Source organism: Candidatus Paceibacterota bacterium (assembly GCA_035583355.1).
Lineage (GTDB): Bacteria > Patescibacteriota > Minisyncoccia > Phycocordibacterales > UBA6899 > JAJZQJ01.
Genome location: DATEZQ010000003.1, coordinates 90,892 through 113,909, shown reverse-complemented (window position 1 = coordinate 113,909; position 23,018 = coordinate 90,892). Strand labels below are relative to the sequence as shown.

22 protein-coding genes are annotated in these 23,018 nt (G+C 45.7%); 15 read left to right on the top strand and 7 right to left on the bottom strand.

Annotated elements, in window-relative coordinates; translation table 11 throughout:
* Nucleotides 1-20 precede the first annotated feature (20 nt).
* The 4 genes from VJ579_01885 to VJ579_01870 all read right to left on the bottom strand — a co-directional run bounded on the left by VJ579_01885 (nucleotide 21) and on the right by VJ579_01870 (nucleotide 5,561).
* A complete protein-coding gene (locus VJ579_01885) occupies nucleotides 21-386 on the bottom strand; it encodes a hypothetical protein (protein HXK37794.1) in 366 nt (121 codons plus the stop codon).
* Between the two features lie 2 nt (nucleotides 387-388).
* Nucleotides 389-1,507, bottom strand: a complete 1,119-nt coding sequence (locus tag VJ579_01880) for an IPT/TIG domain-containing protein (protein HXK37793.1) — start codon at nucleotides 1,505-1,507, stop codon at nucleotides 389-391.
* 59 nt (nucleotides 1,508-1,566) lie between these two features.
* The gene (locus VJ579_01875) at nucleotides 1,567-4,269 is read right to left on the bottom strand and encodes an IPT/TIG domain-containing protein (GenBank protein ID HXK37792.1); all 2,703 of its coding nucleotides are present in this window, start codon (nucleotides 4,267-4,269) and stop codon (nucleotides 1,567-1,569) included.
* A 68-nt stretch (nucleotides 4,270-4,337) separates the two neighbouring features.
* Complete coding sequence (locus VJ579_01870; GenBank protein ID HXK37791.1) at nucleotides 4,338-5,561, bottom strand: IPT/TIG domain-containing protein; 1,224 nt, start codon at nucleotides 5,559-5,561, stop codon at nucleotides 4,338-4,340.
* A gap of 101 nt (nucleotides 5,562-5,662) precedes the next feature.
* Between VJ579_01870 and VJ579_01865 the strand changes: the two genes are divergently transcribed.
* From VJ579_01865 to VJ579_01850, 4 genes are all read left to right on the top strand, one after another.
* Nucleotides 5,663-6,646 (top strand): hypothetical protein, encoded by a 984-nt coding sequence (locus VJ579_01865; GenBank protein HXK37790.1) that lies wholly within the window; start codon nucleotides 5,663-5,665, stop codon nucleotides 6,644-6,646.
* Between the two features lie 12 nt (nucleotides 6,647-6,658).
* Nucleotides 6,659-7,531, top strand: coding sequence for a hypothetical protein (locus VJ579_01860; protein ID HXK37789.1), 873 nt, complete (start codon nucleotides 6,659-6,661; stop codon nucleotides 7,529-7,531).
* Between the two features lie 65 nt (nucleotides 7,532-7,596).
* On the top strand, nucleotides 7,597-9,222 hold the full coding sequence (locus VJ579_01855; protein ID HXK37788.1) for a hypothetical protein: 1,626 nt from the start codon (nucleotides 7,597-7,599) through the stop codon (nucleotides 9,220-9,222).
* Between the two features lie 140 nt (nucleotides 9,223-9,362).
* Nucleotides 9,363-11,963: a hypothetical protein gene (locus VJ579_01850; GenBank protein HXK37787.1), complete on the top strand. Its 2,601-nt coding sequence runs from the start codon at nucleotides 9,363-9,365 to the stop codon at nucleotides 11,961-11,963.
* A gap of 86 nt (nucleotides 11,964-12,049) precedes the next feature.
* On the opposite strand, the gene VJ579_01845 is transcribed toward VJ579_01850, so the two are convergent.
* On the bottom strand, nucleotides 12,050-12,610 hold the full coding sequence (locus tag VJ579_01845; GenBank protein ID HXK37786.1) for a hypothetical protein: 561 nt from the start codon (nucleotides 12,608-12,610) through the stop codon (nucleotides 12,050-12,052).
* Nucleotides 12,611-12,712: 102 nt separating this feature from the next.
* Between VJ579_01845 and VJ579_01840 the strand changes: the two genes are divergently transcribed.
* The 8 genes from VJ579_01840 to VJ579_01805 all read left to right on the top strand — a co-directional run bounded on the left by VJ579_01840 (nucleotide 12,713) and on the right by VJ579_01805 (nucleotide 20,814).
* Entirely contained in the window at nucleotides 12,713-13,369 is a 657-nt protein-coding gene (locus VJ579_01840; GenBank protein ID HXK37785.1) for a hypothetical protein, read from the top strand.
* Between the two features lie 30 nt (nucleotides 13,370-13,399).
* Nucleotides 13,400-13,807 (top strand): PrgI family protein, encoded by a 408-nt coding sequence (locus VJ579_01835; protein HXK37784.1) that lies wholly within the window; start codon nucleotides 13,400-13,402, stop codon nucleotides 13,805-13,807.
* A 70-nt stretch (nucleotides 13,808-13,877) separates the two neighbouring features.
* Nucleotides 13,878-14,489: a hypothetical protein gene (locus VJ579_01830; protein ID HXK37783.1), complete on the top strand. Its 612-nt coding sequence runs from the start codon at nucleotides 13,878-13,880 to the stop codon at nucleotides 14,487-14,489.
* Nucleotides 14,490-14,499: 10 nt separating this feature from the next.
* On the top strand, nucleotides 14,500-16,263 hold the full coding sequence (locus VJ579_01825) for a DUF87 domain-containing protein (protein ID HXK37782.1): 1,764 nt from the start codon (nucleotides 14,500-14,502) through the stop codon (nucleotides 16,261-16,263).
* Between the two features lie 72 nt (nucleotides 16,264-16,335).
* Nucleotides 16,336-17,118: a hypothetical protein gene (locus tag VJ579_01820; GenBank protein HXK37781.1), complete on the top strand. Its 783-nt coding sequence runs from the start codon at nucleotides 16,336-16,338 to the stop codon at nucleotides 17,116-17,118.
* Nucleotides 17,119-17,125: 7 nt separating this feature from the next.
* Complete coding sequence (locus tag VJ579_01815; GenBank protein ID HXK37780.1) at nucleotides 17,126-18,085, top strand: hypothetical protein; 960 nt, start codon at nucleotides 17,126-17,128, stop codon at nucleotides 18,083-18,085.
* Between the two features lie 3 nt (nucleotides 18,086-18,088).
* Nucleotides 18,089-19,396 carry a hypothetical protein gene (locus tag VJ579_01810; protein ID HXK37779.1) on the top strand — a complete coding sequence of 436 codons (1,308 nt, stop codon included), beginning with the start codon at nucleotides 18,089-18,091 and terminating at the stop codon, nucleotides 19,394-19,396.
* Between the two features lie 2 nt (nucleotides 19,397-19,398).
* Nucleotides 19,399-20,814 (top strand): hypothetical protein, encoded by a 1,416-nt coding sequence (locus VJ579_01805; GenBank protein ID HXK37778.1) that lies wholly within the window; start codon nucleotides 19,399-19,401, stop codon nucleotides 20,812-20,814.
* Nucleotides 20,815-20,841: 27 nt separating this feature from the next.
* Here the strand turns inward: VJ579_01805 and VJ579_01800 are convergent, their stop codons facing one another.
* Both VJ579_01800 and VJ579_01795 read right to left on the bottom strand, forming a co-directional pair.
* The gene (locus tag VJ579_01800; protein HXK37777.1) at nucleotides 20,842-21,300 is read right to left on the bottom strand and encodes a R3H domain-containing nucleic acid-binding protein; all 459 of its coding nucleotides are present in this window, start codon (nucleotides 21,298-21,300) and stop codon (nucleotides 20,842-20,844) included.
* Between the two features lie 22 nt (nucleotides 21,301-21,322).
* Nucleotides 21,323-22,060: a YidC/Oxa1 family membrane protein insertase gene (locus VJ579_01795; protein ID HXK37776.1), complete on the bottom strand. Its 738-nt coding sequence runs from the start codon at nucleotides 22,058-22,060 to the stop codon at nucleotides 21,323-21,325.
* Nucleotides 22,061-22,242: 182 nt separating this feature from the next.
* Between VJ579_01795 and rpmH the strand changes: the two genes are divergently transcribed.
* The 3 genes from rpmH to yidD are packed head-to-tail and all read left to right on the top strand — an operon-like array spanning nucleotide 22,243 to nucleotide 22,998.
* Complete coding sequence (rpmH, locus tag VJ579_01790) at nucleotides 22,243-22,380, top strand: 50S ribosomal protein L34 (protein ID HXK37775.1); 138 nt, start codon at nucleotides 22,243-22,245, stop codon at nucleotides 22,378-22,380.
* 59 nt (nucleotides 22,381-22,439) lie between these two features.
* Nucleotides 22,440-22,790: a hypothetical protein gene (locus VJ579_01785; protein HXK37774.1), complete on the top strand. Its 351-nt coding sequence runs from the start codon at nucleotides 22,440-22,442 to the stop codon at nucleotides 22,788-22,790.
* Nucleotides 22,780-22,998, top strand: a complete 219-nt coding sequence (yidD, locus tag VJ579_01780) for a membrane protein insertion efficiency factor YidD (GenBank protein HXK37773.1) — start codon at nucleotides 22,780-22,782, stop codon at nucleotides 22,996-22,998. Before VJ579_01785 ends, yidD begins: the two co-directional genes overlap by 11 nt.
* Nucleotides 22,999-23,018 lie beyond the last annotated feature (20 nt).

The window sequence follows — 23,018 nt, the reverse complement described above, 5'->3', positions numbered from 1 at the left end:
CTGAGGTGTGTTTTTTATAATTAGAGTGATGTCCCCACGGTAAGCATCATTCCTCCCGCACCCGCCGTTACACAGGAGACCCCAGCATACACAAGACAAGTCATTGGCGCTGGCTCAGCAAGGCCGAGGACATATGAACCAACTTTCATTGGAAGATAATTCATAAACACATCGGTACCTGCGGGAATCCCTGGAATCGTCGGCTGATACATGAAGCTCCCAAAGTTTGGTGGCCCTACATACACAAGGACATTTCCACTGCACGTACAAGGAATCGTCCACATCACATTTCCCCCAAAAGGGATGAGACCAGTCGTTGCTGCTGCAACAGAGGGAAGCAGTGCGAGCATGGCAAGACCAAGCGTGAGTGCAATTGTTTTTTTCATAATTATCGTATTTTAAACTCTTTAAACCCAGAGATTCCATTCTCGTTGACGACGGCAACGAAATACGCAAGGTATGGGATTATTTTCCCATTGTTATTAAGATATGTCGTATCTGCAGTAACAGGGAAGCTTAGTGTTTTTCCATCCGATGAACGTACATCATATATCGTACCGATTGAGGTGAAGATATCATTCTTTGCGGCAAAATTTTGACCCGTAAGAGTAATGGTCGTACCGATATTTCCTGTATCGGGAGAAATGCCTTCAATCACAGGAATTTTTGTTGTATCTGCCACAACCACAAACACGCGATCATTGCTTTTCTTTCCACTATTTTCGAGAGTTGCATAGTACTTTCCAAGAGGAAACCCTGTCTTTATCTCAAATGTCGCAGCACTTCCATCACTCACTATCGTGAGTGGATAAGCAGTACCGCCAATGCGTACACTTGTGCCCGCAACGATTCCCGTCCCTTTGATTGTGACCCTATCGCCGATCTTAGCAATAAAGGGGTCAATGGTGAATATCTGGAGAGGGAGATCCTTACTCGATGAGTCTAGTGCGGGTGGGGTAATACTTGATTGAGGAACAAGTGTTGTTCCCGCAAAGGAGCTTTGTGTTTTTGCAATGTTTGTAGCTACACTCAGACGGAGTGCATTAATCTTTTCAGCCAATGCCTCCGAACGTAATGCGATCTCTTTTGCAAAATTTTCTTGTGCAGCCTTTTGGGTAACCGTAGTTGTTGTTACTGGCTTCACACCCCCCTGCGCACAGAGCTGCTTATTTATTTCCTCACGAGAAAACTTTCCGACAATACCGGTCGCCTCTGAAAGCCCTGCAGGAACGAGCACCTCATTTGCAAATATTGTCTGAAATTTTACTACTGCATTTTTTGTTGCTGGACCAAAGTAATTTGTCTCATTACCTATAGAGCCACTCCCTATGTACGCAACCGTTGTTGAAGCGCGTGTATTGAGAAACTGCTGAAGCATGCGCACTTCCTCGCTCTTTGTGCCTAACTGTAGCGTCCCTATCAAAGGAATGCACGCAGCACTGGCAACAATTGGAAGCACCCCAGACAACACTAACGCTCCTAAGTAAATTCCATATCGTGTATTCATGTAACGTATTATAGCATCAATGAAAAACTGCTCCATAGATGGGGCAGTTTTTCATTACCTTAGAATGGTGACGAGAGGGGATCGAGACCTTTTACGGTAAAGATCTTTCCCTCACTGGTACCATACATATTTTGTACGTAAACATAAACATCGAGATCATCCGTCGGTTTCATCGAGGGCTTGATACATGGAATTGCGTCCTTGAAGTCGCCTGCTTGGAAATACAACGTTGAACCATTTGGGGACACCATCTGCTGCTCTCCGCCAAGGCCGGCCTTAATGACATTTACTGATGAAGTAGAGAAGTTCGTTCCATTTATCGTGAAGCGTATTCCTCCGCTTGCAAGGCATTTTACGCGATCAACCTTGTTTGGATTAAGACTGTAGATGACTGGCTTTCGGCGTGGATCATAGCCACCTCCTCCACCACCGCCACCACCACCTCCACCGCCACCACTCGTCGTGATTGTGAGATTAACCTTATTGCTTGTTCCTCCTGTATTTACGATCCACACTTGGTAGGTGCCTGGAGTTAAGCTTGTTGGAGTATTCACGGATATGACACCACTTGATGTCGTAACCGACTCTGGAAGTGTCATGGAACCAATATGCACCGTTGCTTTTGAGCCGAAATTACTACCAAACAACTGGAAGGTTCCCGCTGCAATCGTCGTTTCAGGAAGAATTGTGTTTATAACTGGTGGCAACGCGACTTCTTCCTTTTCAGTAATTGTAAACGGAACTGCATTACTTTGTCCTGCAATATTTGTCAGTGTAAGCATGTGTGCACCAGTGGTGCCAAAGCGCAAAGTGAATGTCGAAAGAGTTCCATCACCGCCTGAAGGAGCATTTCCAGAAAACGCACCATCAAGATTTACAAAATTCGATTGCTTGAAGTTACGTCCGGTTATTGTTATTGCTGTACCAAGGGGACCAGAAGCGGGATCAATGCGTTCGATTACTGGCATATCTGAATTTATGTCGAGTACTTCGAGCTGCTTAGGATTGCTCTCTCCCTTATCAGTACTTACACTTACCTGATGCGTCCCCGTAGCCGTAAGTGGTGGCACCGTAAGCACGATACGTGTACTACCACCGGCTCTTTGAGCGCTCGCAAGGGGGACCTTGTCGATATAAACCGTAACAGGTTCAAAGAAGTTGTGACCTTCAATCATCACTGTGCCACCCTGCTTCGTGATTGGGGGAGTGAGTGCGTCAATCGTCGGAGGAGGAATAACTTTCTCAACTTCAATCGAGAAGGTGCGTGTATTACTCTGTCCATTACTATTAACTACCCTGATAACTTGTGTACCTACGGTAGCTGACGTGGGAACCTGGAAACTGAGTACGGTCCCCGCTGCGCTTGCGGCGATACCCTTGACCGCAATACTTCCATCCACGCTCGTCACCTCATTTCCTGCATCAGTAAATCCAGAACCAGTAATACGAATCGAAGCTCCTGGTTTTGCACGGAGTGGATCAATCGTTATGATCTTTGGAGCCTTACTGTTTGAAGTAGTGACCGTAAATCCAACTGCGTTACTTGTTCCCGCACTCGTCTTCACTTTGATATCCTGTTTGCCTGCAGGTACCTTTGAAGAAAGAGTAAGTATAATCGTTTTTCCCTCTGTGCTTGCATATGGACCAAACACCTTTCCTCCAAAGAGCACCGTATTCTGCGATGCAAAATTATTTCCACGAATGATAATCTGATCACCCGCAGAAGCAGTAGCAGGGGACACACCAGTGAGCACCGGCCTCTCCTTTGACGGTGGAAGTGTAACCTCTACTGGACAATCGGTAAGCGCGCTAATCTTCTTTCGCGCAAGCGCACCTATCACACCGTTCGGTTGCACAAGCCCCGCTGGTCTCAAGATATCTGCCGCGTAAAGCTTCTGAAATAGCTTGACGCCCATCTTCGTCTTTGCGCTAAAAACTTCTGTCTCTTTTCCAATACTCTCCGAACCTTCCACATCAATCTGCGTGCGTGAATCACTATTAAGGAACTTTTGCAGTGCAAGTACGTCTTTACCCTTACTACCCTCAACGAGTGTTCGGGTGATATTGAGACACTCACTTGTCCCTCGCGCACTGTCAGCAGCCTCAAGAATCTGCACCTTGATCAAATTACTGACACCATATTTATTAGTCACGCGAATATACTGACTTCCGAGCGCAGCATCGCGAGGAATCATAATATCAATACGACGACCACCGTCACTGCTTGATTTCAAACAGAGACTTTTTCCATCAACATCAATCGTATTATTCTCAGTGAAGTTTTTTCCGAAGAGGGAAAAAGTCTCCCCCCTGCGCACCTTCATGGTAATAGGCTGCTCCAAAACGACTTTTGGCCTTGGTAGTGGCGCGAGTGTGATTGCAGCACAAATACCTGAGCCAAGTTTTGTGCTCGTCGCGACAACTGGCTGGGGTGGAGCGACATCGATCTCACACGATAATCGAGAAAGCTTGATGCGCGTAGGCACGTCAGCAACTCCCGGGATTGCACTCGTTAATCCATAAAACTCTTGAAATGCCTTGAGTGCAATGGTTGTCTTATCATTAAAAACATCTTGCTCATATCCCGGAGAACCAGGACCAGTCTTTGCGACTAATGTGCGTACATCATTATTAAGTATGCGCTGGAGTGCAAAGACATCCGACCCCTTCATGCCTGCCTTCATATCACGAGGAAAGTCTGTACAGCTCGCAAAAGCGAATACAGGGAATAAAAGTCCGATGATAAATGCGGAATATTTCATGCTGCAATTATAACACAATAGGCTCAGTGAAATAAAAACACCACACAAGTATGTGTGGTGTCCCAATATCATTCCATAGGGATTTGCACGACCCCTGAGAGCCCTCTATCATTTCCGACAAGCACAGTGTATGGAAGCTTATCGATAAGCTTTCCATCAGTGCCAACAAGAGCCGGCTCTGCCTGCACAGTGAACGTCAGTGTTGTACCATCAGATGAAGAAACATTGTTTATCACACCAAGGGAAGTATAGATATCATTCTTTGCAAGGAAATTCGTCCCCCTAAGAGTAACTGTCTTTCCTATTCCTGTAGCCGCAGGAGTAAAACTCGAAATAACTGGTGCTGCAGTCTGTTTTTCGGCTATGAAAAACGGTACAGGATCGCTCTTCCCCTTACTATTTTCTACAAATGCCGTATTACGCCCCATTGGAAGATCTGCGGGAAGGCGAGCAAAGGATACCGTACCCTCCTTATTTGGCATTTCCATGTCAATCACCTTATCTGCAATATGAAGCTTATTGTTCTCAAGGAATCCTGAACCAATAATACCAATGCGATCACCCCTATATGCAACACTAGGAACGATAACACTTATTTGGAGTGGATCCGCGAGACCAAACACTCCTCCTTTCACTCCAGGAACAATCGCCGTTGAAGGATCACTGAGTGCATTAAACACTTCTTCCATCTTGTGTACCTTATCGATTGCTTTTGTGGCTTCTGTCATTTTTGCGTCAATAACAGCATAACGCTGCTTTATTGATTGGAGTGCGTCTGTAAGTTTCTTGTCATTTTCTGCAAAAATCGCATCAGAGCGTGCTTGAAGCTCAGCAATTCTCTTCCTGTTCTGTGGGGTATCGAGTGGATCACTACTCGTTTTACTTGATGAGGTACTTACTTCTGCACCCTCAACTCCAAGACTTGGATTAGCACAAAGGTACTGATTGACCACGCCACGCATCATCTTTCCGATAATACCCGTAGGTTCCGTCACTCCAGCAGGAATAAGGATCTGCTCCTTATTTGCTGCTTGAAATTTCATTACGGCACGCAATGTTGCAGGCCCGAATACCGTGGACTCATTTCCAGGTGACCCCACACCTGTTGTGGCAATCATAGAGTCGACATCATCATTTAGAAACTTTTGAAGTGCGCGCACATCTTCACCCTGCATTCCCACACGTAGTGTACGAGAAATTGGAGCACAAGCCGCATCGCCCACCAAGGGAGAGGTCATGATTCCCACCATGATTGCTATCAAAAAAATCATTGCGTATGTAGTGTTTCGCATAGATCTATTATACTCCATTGCAGTGCGCGGGGAAACAGCACAAGTAACGCGGGGACACAAAACCACTACAACCTCCAGTCATACATGTTATAATTGTACCTATGATTGAGCGCATACGCACGCACCTCTCTTCTCCACTCGTTTTGAGCACTTTTGTGGCCGCAGGAATCGTGGGTGTTGGTATCTACATGCTCCCCTCAAAAGATTCAGGTAAGCCAAGTGGCAAGATTGATGAAGCAGCCCCTGCCACCGCACTGATGCAACAAGAAACTGATACTGATAATGATGGGCTCCCTGATTGGGAAGAGGCAGTATATGGCACCGATCCCACGAACCCTGATACCGATGGTGATGGTGTACAAGACGGAGCAGAAGTACGCACGGGACATAACCCTACCAAAAAAGGCCCTGATGATATCTTGTATGTACTGTCACTCGGAAACGCAACGACAACTGATGTCGACGAAGCAAAGAAAAAATTCTATTCGGAGTTTCTTTCGAAAGAAGTGGAAAAGATCCGCTCGAGCACAGTGCAAGACCTCGTGAAAAGTTTCGATGCGAGCCAAGTACAACCTCGGCGCACCCTGAGCGACCTTGCCGTCATTTCTGACAATTCTCCAGAAACATTACGTACCTATGCAAATGATTTCGGGAAGATTATTCAAATATACACAAGCAAGGACGTCGAAGCAGAAGCGGACATCTTGAAGAAAGCGCTTGAAACAAAGAAGCAGAGCGACTTACAACGACTTGAGCTCTCCGCAATTGCATATCGCAATTTCACAAATGACCTCCTCAAACTCCCCACACCTTCGATATTTGCAGAGCATCACCTCAATATTGTAAATGGGTACGACGTCATGAGTCGCTCACTCTACCTCACCACAAAACTCTTCTCGAACCCAGTTATTGGAGGAGCGGGTTGGCAAACATATCTTGCACAAACGCTTCCAATCATCAGGGGTTACGCGGGGATCGTAAATGTGCTCCATGACAAGGACATCACCTTTCTTGCAAGCGAACCAGGCTACTACTTCCGCTGGGCAGGACAAGCAACCACAGCAACAAGCACGAAAGCAAAATAGCAATATACATCTATGAAAAGACTTATCACATTCCTCATCACCACCTCGCTTACGATAGCGCCAATTGCTTTTGCATTCCCAATGAAGGCACTTGCGCAGGAACCAAAGCCACTTGTCATTCGCTCTTCCCCCTCATACCCTGCAGCATTCCAGCGCGTCATTCTCTCCCTAGTAATTCCGCGCGGAGAAATTGCAGATGAGGCAACTATCGAGTGGCGTGTCAACGACGAGTTGGTAAACCCTGAGTCAAACTACCCCTACTATTCATTCCGCACAGGGAAGGGGAGTACAGCGCTCGAGCCAAATATCTATAAAATCACTGCAATCTACTATGGCACGAAGGGTACCTATCGTGGTGAAATGACCATTAAGCCTTATGTGCGTGACATCAGTCCTGGAGATAATCTCACCCGCTCACTCCTTTGTACTGCAAACACGCTCGACATGATGGCGAATAACTTGGATGGGGTTGCGCTTATGGTAGAAAAATCAGTGAATGAAATTACTGCGATGTTCGACCAGCTCGTCGAGGACTATGAATTCGTCATTGAGTCCGCATTCGTACTCACCGATGATATTGTTAGTGATGGCCTTGCGATAGCGAATATCTACTCATCAATGAGTCTATCGCTTGACACTGCTTCGCTCAAGACGGTAGCAATGGGCTTGCGCAAGACAGTGCTCTTGCTCACTAGGGGTGGCACTATTCAACGCATCAAGCATCTAGAGAAAATCCTGACGCGTTACAAGAATCTCGAAAAAACCATCGATGCAAAAATCAAAGCACGACAGCGCTATCTCAAGAATCTTCAAGATCAAACGAACCGACAAATCGCATTGTGCCAGAAGCAGATCAACAAAATCAATACAAGCTTAAATCGCTAATGAATACGATTCACCTATGCACAGCAAGGTGAATCGTATTTATTCTCATGTGGTATACTGTACGTATGCGTACACGCGCACATTCAATACTTTTTTCGACCTTGCTTCTCGGCTTGGTTTTTGCATATGGAGCTCCGGAAAAGGCAGAAGCGCTCGGACTTTATGTGCCCGTTGTTGATGGTGCTGCGGGAGCAACACTTGCCTCGATTCAGCAAAATACCGCTAGTCAAAAGGCTGCATTCGATGCCTATGCGACTAAGTTTGAAAAACTGATCCACGACGACGAGCAAGGATCACTCCGCGCACTTCTCTCGCTCAATCCGGCACCCGGAGAGACCGCGGAGCTCTTTCTCCCGGGCAAAAATCCATTTAGTGCTGGTGGTAAAATGATTGATCCCGCAGACCCTGATAATGAGGACCCAACCCTAAAAGGCTGTTCACTACGCCCCATTACAAGCAGTAATACCGCCACAGGACTGGATGAAAACAGTGCATGGAACGTTCTCTACACGAAGGGTGTCATCGACGAATCAGCAGGGGACTACAGTACTGTTCAAGTCAACAACTCCACCTCGCTCTCCTGTCTCCTCCAAGAGCTCGTTGAGCAAAATAAGCTTGCGCTCAACCTTCAGATCCACAGCATGCTTCGAGATTACATTGAGTCCGCACAGGCGACAAGCCTTGCACAGCGTACTTCGGGTATCATTGCGAAGGCAAATCTTGAAATAGCACAACAGGGCCTCTCACGCACCATCAAGGACAGTGAAGGCAATGTGATCTCAGAAGAGAACTTCTCACTTATTGGTGGACAACCCACACAATACGCGAACTCACTCGCAGAATCACGCACACGCACCTTGCAGCAACGAATTCTTGGAAAGTCTGATGCACCAGACTCACTCCAAATATGTGCACCTGCAAAATACGATGCCGCACGTGCTCTCTTGCAGGCTGGCCACCAGGAAGCAGTCGATCCACTTGATGCACTTGGCGAACAAGTAAGCTGTACGCTCACAGACCCTACTGATCCAGAAAATGGCTTATTTGCGAAGGAATCAGACTACAACACCTACCTCAAAGATATGAATTCGGGGCAGCAGGATGGGCTCAAGATTTGGCAGGACTTAATGCTGAACGACCAGAACACTGGCCCTGGTGCACGCCTTGCCCTCCAAAATGCACAATCGAGACAACTTGCCGAAATCAAGGAGCAGACAAAGACCGATTATATCGCAGGTGGCGGTATTCTCCCCGACCGCAAGTGTGATCCTGATGATCCGAACTGTGATATTCGCTACTCAAAGATTGTCACAGCTTCCAAGGTCATTGGCGATCGCATCTCTGAATATGCTGGACAGCAAGACAAGCAATTTATTGAGGCAAAATCAGAGGGTGACTTGACTGCAGCAGATAAGAACGGGGCACAATCAACAAGTATCTTCGATAAGGGACTCTCAGAGGTAAATACTCAAGACTTCGTCCCTGATCAGGATATCAATAAGCTGATTGGCGATTTCTTCAATTCGATACAGAATGGCTACTTCGACATTCAATCAGGAACTGTTGATTGGGCAACAGGAGCAATGCTCAAGATCTATGATCGCACGATGCTCAACCAGGAAATGATTGATGGAAACGGAACATTCATTGAGGATGACTCAACTGCAACAACAACACCGACGACACCATAAAACCACGGCAATGCCGTGGTTTTTCTCCACAGGAATATATTATTCCGCGAACAATAATCACAATCTCTGTTATAATAGATAACAAGGAAAGAAGCCCACGGAAGGGAATCTTTCTCATGGAGGAAATGCTACGTAAATTCATGCAAGCCACACTAGAAAAGGCGCGCACACCGGCGCGATTTTTTCCGTTGGCGACTCTCATGATTGCGCTTTTCTTGATTCCTATCGTTTTACAACAACACCATGTCAGTCCCGCACTCGCAGAAGCGAACTGGCTTACTGATGGCATCCTTGATGGAATAGGTGAGATACTTGCGGGGCTCGCATGGGTTATATTCAAAGTTGTGGGCCTTGTCTTCGCACTCTCGGCCTACCTCTTCGATTTCGCAATAGATTTCTCCACAAGAGGAAGTACCTACTCGGGAATGAAGTTCATCAATATCGGCTGGACCTTCGCACGTGACCTCGTTAACTCCACATTCATCTTCGCAGTACTCGCCATTGCGTTCAAGCAACTACTCAGTCTCTCTGACATTGATACGAGTGGCACACAGAAAGCACTTAAGAATCTCGTCATCGCTGCACTCCTTATCAATTTCAGCCTCTTTTTCACGAAGGTCGTCATTGATGCATCAAACATGGTCGCACGTGGTCTCTACTACAAAGTTTCGACCACGACCTCCAGCTCAACAACCGGGTCAGGTGCGGGACAAATCCTCTATGGACCCGCACATGCACTCGCAGATGGTCTTAATCTACAGAGTGCACTTGATCAAAATGGTGTGAAGCTTGCTCCACTCAATCGTGTCATCATCTATCTCGGAGGAGCGCTATTCATGATGATTACCACACTCATTTTCTTCGCGTCTGCGTTTATGTTCATTGTTCGCATTGGAATCTTGATGATTCTCATGCTAACCTCGCCACTCTATTTCCTCTCGTACACACTCAATTTTTCTGCAATCAATAAGATTAAGTCAGAGTGGACCAACGCACTACAGGCTCAAGCACTCTTTCCAATCATATTCTTGCTCATCACCTATGTAACGGTGGTCTTTGTACGCACCTCAGACATGTTCGGAGTGAAGGGCTCGGGCGCCTCACTTGCAAAGGCGCTTACTGCCGAATCAGGCAGCTTCTCCATCATCATCAACTACATCATCATTACCTTGCTTATGGTAATGGCGCTCAAATACTCCAAAGCGGTTGGAGGTCAGGCAGCCAGCTATGGCTCAAAGTTGAGCGGACTCGCAATGGGGAAGATTTCTTCTGGTGCTGCTTGGGCAGGAAGAAGCACTATTGGAGCAGCAGGTGGAGCACTCTCGAAGTCTCAATTCACAAGAGACATGATCAATAGAGGAGGCATAAGTAAGACCGCAGGAAACCTTCTGGTGCGCGGCGGAGAAAAGGCGGCGCAATCTTCATTCGACGTACGCGCATCTCGTGCATATGGATTCGCAGAAGGTCAAATGGGTGGCATGGGCGCAGGCAAAGCCGGATCACGAACCTTTGCAAAGGATGGCAGTGGTCTCGCTGGCGTCGGTGCTGTAGGCGCTCGTGTCGCAAGTTATGGCACAGCAAAGGGAGGTAAACTTGGTAGCGTTGCTGCCGGACTCGGAAGCGGTCTGCAGGTTGCAGGCGGTGGCAAGGCTGCATCAGAGAATGCACTCAAGGCACGTGAAGCAGAGTTGGTTAAAGATATCGTTGCTCGTTATGGAGATGATCCACGCGCAGCAGCAGCAATGCTTCAGACAACACTTGGCATGGGCAAAACACGCTTTGAGGGCGATGAAGGTAAAGATGCACGCAAGGCGGTTGTTGGTGCAATCGAGAAACAGTTCAAGGATAATCCCGTTAAGCAAAAAGAAGCGCTTACACAAATCTTTGGTGACACGGGAGGCAAGAAAGAGTTCAAGGAGATTAATGACAAAATCAACTCTCAGATTCGCACAGAGGAATCAAAGGGCTTGCTTAACAACAAAGATCACATTAAGGAAGCAGCAAAGTATGACAAGAATGCGCATAAGGATGCGCAGGAAGCATACAATAGAGCTACCACCGCTGAAGCAAAACAGGTTGCAAAAGAAAAGCTTGTGCAGATCGAGAAACAGCAAGAGAAGCAGAAGGCACTCATCGATGCAGTACGCAACGTAAAGACTGATGATGTTGCAACCCTTGATGTAGAAACACTTGACCTCCTTGCAAAGAACAACGCACTCAACGCCGCACACCTTGGAGCAATAGAGAAATTAATTCTCAGTCAAACTGCTTATACAAAAGAGCAAGTTGATAAACTCGATGTCATGGCAAAAGAATTGAGAAAGACTGGAAGCGAAGCAGTAAAGACCTATCTTGCAAATAGTGCGGTGAAGGGCACAAGTGGTTTCAATATCGATTTCAAAGAAGACCTCACACAGTCCGTGACTGCATCTCTTCCCGCAGCAGGAGCAAGTAGGTCAGATGCAGATAAAAATGCAATCACTGAAACAATCAAGGCAATGGATGCACGCGAGATCAAAGAACTTACTCCAAATGTGGTCTTCGATCCCGACGTATTAAGAAACATCCATCCTGGTGCGCTTGCAGCATACGTAAGAAGCGCGTCTGATAGGGGAGATAGTGCGATTGAGGCAGCAGCAGAAAAAGCGATTGCGGATATCGACAGTATCACAACAAACAAAAAACAGAAGGAGAAGCTTCTCAGTGCTCTTTCTGGCAAAGGCGGGAAGAAGAAAAAATAATCAATTCTTGTTCAAAAAAACATCACATTATGATGTTTTTTTGATATAAAAAACGGGCCAAAGGCCCGCTTTAATTCTGCGTCGCACTACGAGGCAAGCTCATAGTCGATAACCGTCTTACCCTTGAAGGCTTTCACTATCTTTTTCATCTTTAAGCCACTCCTGGTCTTCACGATTTCCTCGCGTACATAGCGAGGAGACTCTGGAGGCTTTGGTGCACCCTTCTTTTCTTTTGTTGCTGCGTGTGCCTTGATGAAAAACCCAAAGGATACCGGAACAACACAAAGCAAGAAAAATGAAAGAAAGAGGAGGGGAATGTTTCCAAGGAAACCAGTGAGGCTCCCCGTAGAACGCACCGACATCCAGATCCAGAGTCCGGCGAGCCATTTGGTCGCAAAATATACAAGAAGCGCACTTGTGATAAGACTTACATAGCTCGGCCGAGCAGATGCCGTCTTCCCAAGGCAATTTCGCAGCAGGATGATGAACACCAGCAGGGCCGCGACAAGCCATACCGTACCCACCACCTCGAACGCTTGCCCACGCAAATCGCCGCCACCTGCATATCTTTTGTAACTTGAGTATGTCGAGAAGATGTAATACAGAAAGAATACGGGCCCAAATACGAAACGCAACATGCGATTCATGAAATCCTCCAAGGAAATATCCTTTGACAATATACCATATATTAAGCAATTTGTCAATGTATTTAGGCCAAATAGTAACGTATTTCTTGCTATAATATACACATGAACCCAGTACTCTCGCGACTGAGTGCTCTCCCTGTTGAGCTCCGTGCCCTCATCGAAGCAGATGATGTCATTTATGTTATCGACGAAGTGAGCGATAAATTTGAGATTCCTGAAGGCTGGCGCGGTGAAATTGTACGTGCCACCATTCGTGTCCTCTCTGGGGTTATGGAACCGAAGGAGTTTATTCCATTCCTTATGGATGAGCTCTATCTTGACCAAGAAGAGGCACTCCATCTCGCCCTAGAGATCAATAAGCGTATTTTTTCTGCCGTAAAGCCACAACTCGCATCACTGCACCGTATCGAGGATAGCAAAATCGCACGTAGGCTTAAAGTACCTCATAAGCCCCGCCAAACACAGATCATTGAAGAAAGTCAGTTAATGAGTGAGCCTGAAATGACAGTCGCACCCTCTGCAGACCCGGCCCCAGCAGAACAACTTGCTGCAACGATTCAGTATAGGGAGAGTGTTCCTCTTGAAGGAAGTGTCCCGTCTCCGATGACTACCCACTTCGCGCAGGTACCACTCCCTCAAGCAGCACCAAAGCCTCCAGCAGCACCGGTTCCACACCCACTTGTCGAGGCACCCCTCCAATCCCCGCTCAATGCGAAGCTCGGCAACATGCGCGCAGATGCGTATCGTGAACCCATCTAAACTACCTCATTAAAAAGGCAGTAAACCTCCATGCAATTCCAAGTACCACAATTCATTGACATTGAAGACAAGATCGTTGGACCACTGACCCTAAAGCAGTTTCTTTATATTGCGGGAACAGTTGCACTTGCCTATGTAGCGTATACTGCGATCCCCGTCTCAGCCATAGGGGTACTTGTAGCAATTGGGCTACTTTCTTTCGGTGGGCTACTCGCTTTCTACAAATATAACAATCGCCCATTCATCAATATCGTCGCTGCTGCATTCTTCTACTACATCAGACCAAGACTTTACATCTGGCGCCCGCAGAAGAAGACTGCAGAAAAAAAGCGTGTTGTTGATATGTCGCGCTACAAGACAACAAAAAGCACTGCAGCCGAGGCCTCTGCCCCAAGCTCAAGCAGACTAGGTGAACTGAACTGGAAAGTTGATATGTAAAAAACATACCCCTTCACTTGCAAGGGGTATGTTTTTATTAGGCGCCCAGAGGGCATGTTATAATATTCGTATGGCAGTTCCAGGAAAACCAGCACAAAACTTTGTTCCTATTCGCGAAATTCGCGATGGTATTATCGTGCTTGAAAATGGCGAGCTTCGTCGTATTCTCATCACCTCAACTCTTAATTTTGGACTTAAATCCGCAGATGAACAGACTGCGCTTCTCGGCCAATTTCAAAACTTTCTCAATAGTCTCGACTTCTCGATACAAATCGTTGTTCAAAGTAAACGTCTTGATATTCGTCCCTACCTAAGACTCCTTGAGGAGCGTGAAAAGGCGCAACTTGTCGACGCAATGAAAATCCAAGTGCATGAGTATATTGCGTTCATTCGCGATTTTACTAATCGTACGAATATCATGTCGAAGAGCTTCTTCGTTGTGGTTCCTTTTGCATCAAGTGTAAAGAAGGACGCAAAAGGGAATGCAAGTGGAGCAATACCTGTGGACTCAGCACGTTCATTTGAAGAAGCACGCATGCAGCTCGAACAACGCGTCGCAGTAGTCCAGCAAGGTCTTTCGGGTTGTGATATTCGCACCGCACCGCTTGGAACAGAAGAGGTGACCGAGATCTTTTATAAAAAATTCAACCCCGGAGAACTTGAAACAGCGGTTGTAAAATAACATACATACTATGGAAAACATGCTCTCCCAGGATGCTCTTGGCTCAAGTGATGCCTCACTCAAGGATATTCTCGCACCCGCTGCAGTCAAGATCACCCCAAACGAACTCTACATTGGATCAAAAATGGCGCGTACAATGTTCGTCATCTCGTACCCGCGCAATCTCACCCAAGACTGGTTCACACCAATTATTAATCTCGACAAAGCATTCGACATCTCGATTCATATTCACCCTATCTCAACGGAGGAGGCGCTTCATGCATTCCAAAAGAAAGTTGCTGAGGTACAGAGTCAGATATCAGACCGAGAATCAAAAGGTCTCGTACGTGATCCTATGCTCGATACTGCATATCAAGATCTCGAGGATTTGCGTGATGGACTCCAGCAAGCATCAGAAAAACTATTTGATGTCGGCCTATATATCACCATTTATGCCAATGACAAAGCGGATCTCGATCGTGTTGAAGGCGAAGTGAAGTCTATCCTCGATGCAAAAATGGTCTATGTGAAACCAACCATCTTCCAGCAAGAAGAGGGGTTCCGTTCGGTGCTTCCTATTGCAACTGATGAACTTGAAGTACACTACAAGCTCAACTCGGCACCATTATCTTCGATCTTCCCATTTGTTTCATTTGACCTAACCTCAGACAAAGGAATTCTATGGGGGATCAATCGACACAATGCATCACTTGTCCTATTTGACCGTTTCTCGATGCCAAACTACAACTCGGTCATGTTCGCAAGTTCAGGATCAGGAAAATCATACACCACAAAGCTTGAAGTCATCCGTACACTGATGTTCGATGCTGATGTCATCGTCATCGACCCAGAGCAAGAATATCTCTATCTTGCAGAAGCAACCGGAGGACGCTACTTCAACATCTCACTCACCTCAGAGCACCACATCAACCCGTTTGACCTTCCTATGCCTGGAGAGGATGAATCATTTGGTGACGTACTTCGCTCAAATATCATTTTCCTTATCGGACTTTTCCGAGTTATGCTTGGAGGTCTTTCTCCTGTTGAAGATGGAATCATGGATCGCGCGATTTCGGAGACCTATGCGATGAAGGATATAAATGAGAATTCACAGTGGGCAGAGATTGAGCCACCGCTCTTAACCGACCTCGAGATGGTACTTTCAGGGATGGAGGGTACCGAAAACCTGCTCCAACGCATGGAGAAATTCACTCGTGGTACATGGTCTGGCTTCCTTAATCAGCCAACAAACGTCGACATCACAAAGCGCTTTACCGTCTTCTCGATCCGAAACATGGAGGACGAGCTTAAGACGGTCGCAATGCACATCATTACGCACCATATTTGGACCGCAGTGCGCAAAGAACTTCGCAAGCGATTGCTTATTGTTGATGAGGCATGGATCATGATGAAATCAGAAGATACTGCATCCTTCCTCTTCGGTCTTGCAAAGCGAGGGCGTAAATACTACCTTGGTATTGCAACAATCACCCAAGACGTCAATGACTTCCTAAAGTCACCTTACGGACTACCCATTCTCACAAATTCATCGATCCAGATTCTCCTCAAACAGTCACCAATGACCATTGATACTGTACAGAGTGCATTTCACCTTACCGACGAAGAGAAATATCTTCTCCTAGAATCGGGAGTTGGAGAAGGCATCTTCTTTGCAGGTCTTAAGCATGTAGCAATGAAGGTATATGCATCATATACTGAGGACCAAATCGTATCGTCAGACCCCGCACAAATGCTCGCCATCAAGCGCGCAAAAGCACAAATTAGCGGAACTTAAAACAACACGAGGTGTTGTTTTTTGATCTTAAATATGTGGGCAACTCGTGAAAATATGCTGTATAATATGACTATGGCACAACCCGTAGGAGCTAAACTGAATACCAGTGACCTTGCGGGAAAGCGGCTTACCGCTCGGAAGTCGGTACAAGTCTCGCCAAAGACTGCGGGTGTCATTGCCGACACAAGAGGGGCAATGCTTGCGCAACAGAGTCTGAACATTGATATAGGGCAACGAGAAAACTACCGCGAGCAGACAAGGATCGGGCACGAGATAAGGGAGCGTGAGCAAATGATGCGAAAGGCACGCGAGAACTTCAGTTATAAAAAACCAATGTCTGGTCCTGGCTTCTATGGAGTCCTCTTGCTTGTTATCGCAAAAGACGTTCTTGATATTATCATCGAAATTATTGAACTCTTTGCAGACCTTACAATCATTCTTGGTATTATCGTGTGGTGTATTAGCACAATGCTTGACCTGCTCGTACTTGCAAGCACTCAATTGTACTTATATGTGAATGGTGTTCCAATGAACAAGCAGAAGGTGATGACCCAATCAGTTTCTACAATTATTGAATTTCTTCCTATTGCAGGATTCCTTCCTGCAGGAACGGTATCATTCATTATTGTACGCATTCTTGCAAATAAAGAAGCAAAACAAAAAGCAATAGAGGCACTCGAAGAACAAGAAGCAGTGTGGCAGAGCGAGCAGGATGCAGCCATTGCTCGCCAAAGAATGCTCGCTGGAGAAAGTGCATCACTTGCAAATGCTCAGCGCGCAACACGGAACGTTATTGCATTCACTCCAAGAAACAGCATGGAATCAAAATCGCCCCCACTCAAACAAGCTGCATAATATACATATGAAAAACATATTTCTCACAATACTCACTATCGGCCTCCTCGCTCCAAGCGCTGTTTTCGCCCGGGGTGTCATCAATCTCACGAGTGAAGGCAATCTTGCGCCAAACCAAACAATAACCGTACGCGCTGCTTCATCTTTTGTTGATCTTGGGGGCGCACAGATTATTTGGTCTGTGAATGGACAACTTCTCGGCGAAGGACTTGGTCGTACCTCCCAAACGGTCACACTCGGCCCTGTTGGTGTTCCCATCAACGTGACGGCAGCAATCACTGTAGGTGATAGGGCCTACAAAGAAGCGCTCACACTCACACCTGCGATCATTGATGTACTCTGGGAGGCGCAAACGAGTGTTCCGCCATTTTTTCACGGCAAAGCACTTCCTTCTCATGAAAGCATTGTGCGCACCTATGCTGTTCCATTTTTCGGACAAAACAACACAGGAGTATTTCCGGAATTCAATTGGAAAAAAGATAGTACTATTACACTTGCAAAGGGTGTGAATCGTACAAGTGCCCAGTTCCTTGGCGCTTGGGAAAAAACTGCGACACCCATCACTGTTGAAGCGAAACTAGGAGAATTGACCATATCCGAGAACATACGCATCACTTCATATGTTCCCTCAGCGCTTTTCTATGAAATCTCTCCACTCGAAGGGGTCCGCACGCAGTCTACGTTACAGGGACAAGTAAAAAACAACGGGGTAGAACTTTCAGTGCTCGCAGTACCCTATGGTGTCGCACTCAGTGAACGAGATCGAGGGGAAATACAATATAACTGGGAAGCGGGAGGCAAGAATATCCAAGAGGGCTTCGGACGCGCATTTGAACGAGTAACACTCTCGCGGTCAGAAGACAAAAAAACATCAGGTAAAATTTCAATAAACTACACTGCACAAAACACAGTCAACGTGATGCAGCTCGCAAAAGGTGCATTTGCTTGGATATTCTCAGAAAACTAATTTATGGATGACATTACACCACAATTAAACCAGGCTCCAAGTGAGCAAGATATACGTAAGAAAAAAATACGTAATATTTTACTACTGAGTATTCTTATCCTTCTTGTACTTGGTGGAATCTATTTCCTCTATATATTTCTCACAAAAGGAAAAGTGGCGCCCGAAGGAGGAACTTTCCCAATTGGTGGAAATGTAATTGAACAAGGTGCTTCCGATATACCAAAAGGGGAATCACCCACGCAGGGTAGTGGATCTGGTGTTGGAGTTGAAGCCCCAAAACTAATTGAAATATACAACGGTCCCCTTGCAGGATATACCATACTCCCAAACGGATATACGATTCGCGGGTTTGACAGAGCAAAAGGGCGTCTTGTTGAAATCAACATAAATACTGGTGTTGCAAAAGTAATGAGCGATCAACCAATCCTCCAAGTACACGACGGAATCTTCTTGAGCGATGCAAGCCTCATTCTTCGTTCACTTGATAATCGTGACACCATTAAGACTAGGTTATATACAATCGTCGAGCAGCAGGGAAACGAGTACCCTTTAACACTTAATGGACCAATAGCGCTTGCAGATAACATACTTGAGTATGCAGCAAGCCCAAATAAACAAAAAGTAGTACTTGTAATTAAAGACCCGCTTGGCGCAAACATTGACGTGCTTGACGTTGCTACACAAAAACTCGTACGCCAGGCAACACTCCCGCTCACGGAGTGGATTCCTGCCATAACAAATAATGGTACAGTCTATCTTTCTGCAAAAGCTTCTCGATATGCGAAAAGTGGCACATATCGTATCGAAAAAGGCGGGTTAGTCCTGAGTGTAAAAGCAAACACTGGTCAAACAACTCTTCTTTCACCTGAGGGGGATGTCGCATACTCAGCAGCACTCTTCGGGGATCAATTCACTGCGGAAATAAGAGAGTCGACACCAGACTCATCACGTGATCCAACCATTCTCCCATTCGCGGCAATTGCAGAAAAATGTGCATGGACGAGTGACACAACGATACTCTATTGCGGGGCATCAGATATTGTCTACCAAAATACTCCTGATGATTGGTATAAAGGAATTACTCAATCATCAGATAGTCTATGGCTCTACAACCTCCCTACACACACGGAGAAATTCCTTGTCAATCCAGTAAACTTCAAGACTTCTATCGACATGGTTTCATTACTTCCAACACAAACGGCTGTATATTTCAAAAATAGAACAAACGATCACCTTTGGATGTATAAACTTAATGGCACAGCAGTCCAAACCAGTAGTGAAACAGGAGCAGAAACAACAATAACCGAATAGTTATGAAAATATTAAAAAAACTTTCTGCGGCAACACTTCTCCTGTTTACCTTGAGCATCCCCATTCTTGCACCACTAGTAGTTCATGCTCAGGGTGCACCAGGAACACCGACACAGGTGACTTCTGATCCCGGAACACCTCAGGAGCAAATTGATGAGGCAAACGGTCGCTATACGTATATCGCACCCCTCACGGGATACTTCAGTGGCACAGTGGACCTGCGTGACGATAATGCACTATCGGACTATCTGAAGAAATGGGTACGCTTCCTTATTGGTATCGGAGGAGTGATCGGTGTCGTCCGACTTGTCATGGTAGGCTTCACTATCATCACAAGTGCAGAAAAAGTAAACGCATTCTCAAAAGTACGCAGTGAAATGATTGCAATTGTTGGGGGGCTTGGACTTATTGCAGGATCTTGGATTTTCCTTAACACACTAAACCCTAAATTAGTCACTGAGAATCTTCTTATTGCCTCCTCTACTGCGCAAGCAAAATTCAAGCTACAGCTCTTTGATGCTGCAACAGGAGCACCAGTAAATCCCGATGGAAGCCCTATCTTAAATGCCGATGGAACAATAGCAAACCCGCGCGTAATACGAGAGGGTATTAACGGTAAGGGCTGGTATTTCCTTACCTCAACTGAAAAGCATTATTTTTGGAGGGGACCATTCGGTGATCAGAGAAGTTGTGAAGACACACTTAAGGCACTTAAGGATGCACCGGAACCAAAGGAGTTAAAAATTGAAACAAAAGAGTGCTCTCAAATTTTTGGCGCCGCAATGTCATTCGCGGAACAAGATGCTAGAGAAAGACTCGCAAGCCAGCATATTTTCACAAATAAACCATCTTGTCCAAACGCTGTTGCTACCTCATGCACCAACCTCGCAGGACTTAATGATGAAATCCTTAACAAACTTATTAACCTCGGAAGACAGTTTACAAAACAAGATAACTGTACTGAGTCAAATAAGTGGAGCTGCCCAGTACTCGTCAATGGGGGAACAGAGCCTGGACACAACACTCATGGACCAAACCACCCTGATGTGATGGACATCAATAAAACCCCAGATCTTGACCTCTTCTTGAAGACAAAAGCAGAATACATTTCTCGTTCATTCTCTAACAATGTACGTTACCTCTATGATGATGTTTGGTACACTGACGAGAGCACACCAGGTGCATCTGCACACTATACGGGCGCTCACTTCCATATCTGTATGAATGGTAATCAAACTCCAGGTTGGTGGTGGTGCAATAAGATTGCTTCAGATGGAAAAACGGAACTCGATGATCGTTGTATTAAGAACACGAGCAAAAATGGTGGTTATGTATCTGGGCAACTACTTTGTGAAGGAATAAAGGCACCTGTACTTCCTAAAACAGAAGCATCCGATCAAGGTTTTCCACTATATTAATTAAAAAACACAGCTTTGCTGTGTTTTTTAATTGAAACCGGTTTCAGTTTCCGGAGCTTTATAGAATACAACAACATGACGATTGAGACCAACTCCTTCCGACGAAGTAGTCACATCTGAAATTTCCTGCAATGTGGCATGTACAATAAGACGATCATAAGGATTCATCGGCTCCATAGGAACTGATGCCTTAAAGTAGCGCGCACGTTCTGCATAAATTTTTGCAACAGTTGCAATCTTCTTGCGACGAGCCTCTTCGTATCCTCCAATATCAACATGGAATGTTGTTGGAAGTTCTTTATATTCAGCAATACGCTTTGCAAGAAAGTTGATAGCCTTAAGAGTTTCGCCATCAGGACCGATAAGCACCGCACTGTTTGGAGTATCGACGTGATAAATCACACCACCAGTAACATCATGTTCTTCACGAACTTCCGTCACAGTTGCACCCATCTTTTCGATCATCGTGCGAATAATTGTATTCATGGTTTGCTCCATATGAGTAGAATTAGCTTCCTTTAACCTTCTTCTCGCTCTTATATTTTACGAGAAGCTCCTGTCCGATAGTAAACATATTACTCGTTACCCAATATAACGCAACTGCAGCCGAGAGTTTATATGCTGTAAAAGCAAGGAGTGCAGGAAGGAAATAGCGCATATTCATCTGCATTGAATCTTGAAAGTCATCTGCAAATGAGGGTTTTTCTCCCGCAGCAAGTGGTGCTTTTACTGCTTTTACACCCATTGAAAGGTGTGTGGAGTAAAACTGGGTGAGTCCAACAAGGAGTGCAAGGATAATACTTGTTCCCGCAAGATCAAGTCCGAGGAAATACAAGTTTGGCTGAGCAACATGCGGCGTAAAACTGTAGATAAGGTCGGTGTTAACCACCGCTATACCCTTAAGCACGAAAAAGAGAGTAGAAATAATAGGGATCTGAATCAAGAGAGGCAAACACCCACTCATTGGCGAAACATTCTCTTGCTTGTAGAGCTCCATCATTGCCATCGACTGCGCAGTTTTATCATCCTTATGCTTCTCTTTTAGAGCTTTAATTTTCGGATCAAGCTCCTTCATTGCGCGCTGCGCTTTAATAGATTTCAGCGTAAGCGGATAAATAGCGAAACGTACAAGTAGGGTAAGCGCAATAATGGCAATACCAACGTAATGCCCAGGTGTAAGCCATAAAAGGAAGAAAAATGCGTTATAGATCGGCTTATAAACAAAGGCCATCCAAAATGTTTTCATGTTAGGTGAATACTATCAGATAGTAAGCTGTTTTGCGAGCCCTAAACAAAGAAACCTCCGTAAGCACAAAAGATAATAAATGAATGCGTTTTGCCTCGATTTTATAAAAGAGTACCTGAAATAGCTATATTTATAGCCAAGGGCTTGCTTTTTTCCAGAATTTGTTATAGAGTACCCATATTATGTCTCAGACGTACCAGCCAAAGAAGCTTAAGCGTATGCGTTCTCATGGTTTTCTTGCTCGCAAGGCAACCCCGACTGGCCGTGCTATCCTTGCACGTCGCCGCGCACTCGGCCGCAAGCGCCTCGTAACGGTTTAAAATAACCCTACTCATTGTCCATGTCTAGCAAGGCATGGACAATTTGTTATACTAATCCCATGCTTTCCTCATTAAGGCGTATACAAAGAGCAGATTTCCCGGATTCACGCCTCCCAAGCTTCCAGTGGACCGGTAAAGTCCTCCGTGTTCGTGCTATCCACAAGAGGGGAGAGCGCGCACGCATTGCTATTATTGCAGCAAAAAAATACTATCGCACGAAAATAACACGCAATGTGTTCAAGCGACGCGTATTCAGCCTCTTGCGCGATGAACTTCCTAAGCTTGACACTACTCCATTTGGATTTTTCCTTGTGTTCCCAGTTGTACACACACAAGACATCACCTTTGCAGCGATTGCAAGCGACCTTAAAGAGTTTCTCGAGGTGCTTCACAAGCAACATGCTCACTAAATACATCATTCGCTTCTATCAAACTTTTCTTTCTCCTGATAAGAGTATCTTTTCAAGTGGAAGAAGTACTTGTGCAATGCACCCCACTTGTTCGGAGTACATGGAGCTTGCAATAGAAAAACATGGTGCTGTGAAAGGGGTAGGGAAAGGGTTACTTCGTATCACCCGCTGTCATCCGTGGCAAAAAAATCTCGTTGATATGCCTTAGAAAAAAAACAAAACATAAAA